Origin of the sequence: Pseudoalteromonas sp. SG43-3, assembly GCF_014164385.1 — a bacterium.
Classification (GTDB): domain Bacteria; phylum Pseudomonadota; class Gammaproteobacteria; order Enterobacterales; family Alteromonadaceae; genus Pseudoalteromonas; species Pseudoalteromonas distincta.
This window is the reverse complement of the sequence record NZ_JACJFC010000087.1, coordinates 1-356: the sequence shown is the minus strand read 5'-3', so window position 1 is coordinate 356 and position 356 is coordinate 1. Positions and strand designations below refer to the sequence as shown.

The window sequence follows — 356 nt, the reverse complement described above, 5'->3', positions numbered from 1 at the left end:
AAGGGTGTATTATTCGCATCCCTTGAGACGCTAAAGCGACTCAAAACGTTCTTTAACAATATAAAGCAATCATCTGTGTGGGCACTCGTACAGATTGAGTTCTAACAGCCAAGCTACTTAGGTAGTGAGGCAAAAAAATTAGAGTCTCAATTGAAACTGAGTGACCAACAGCAATAACTACTTCGGTAGGAATTGCAGCACAGTCAATTCAATATCGAAAGATATTAAAATAAATTCAGAATTCATTGAGCTGTCGAAAGACATAAAACTTTTTAATTGAAGAGTTTGATCATGGCTCAGATTGAACGCTGGCGGCAGGCCTAACACATGCAAGTCGAGCGGTAACAGAAAGTAGC

At 39.3% G+C, this 356-nt stretch carries 1 rRNA gene; it reads left to right on the top strand.

Annotation, left to right across the window (positions count from 1 at the left end):
- Positions 1-273: 273 nt before the first annotated feature.
- Positions 274-356 (top strand): 16S ribosomal RNA (locus H5157_RS20720); the annotation flags it as partial.